Origin of the sequence: Pantoea pleuroti, assembly GCF_014156615.1 — a bacterium.
Lineage (GTDB): Bacteria > Pseudomonadota > Gammaproteobacteria > Enterobacterales > Enterobacteriaceae > Pantoea > Pantoea agglomerans.
In genome coordinates, this window is sequence record NZ_SBFD01000036.1 from 286 (window position 1) to 521 (window position 236).

Genomic DNA, 236 nt, shown 5'->3' on the forward strand with positions numbered 1-236 from the left:
TCTCTTACATGCGACAGCTTCACTTTTAGTGCATTAACTTCTTGGGATAGAGGCTGAGCATCTGTTCCTCTACGACTGAGGAAAGATGTAAGGTCGTTGAGCTTCTGCAATGAAGCCGTCAGTTGGTGCCAGGCTTCACGATTTATCTCAGGGACAGATGGTGGCAATTGCTGAAGAGCTGAGCTTCTCAGCCAACAACTTTTGCTTGCCTGGTTCCTCAAATCGTTTATTTGCTT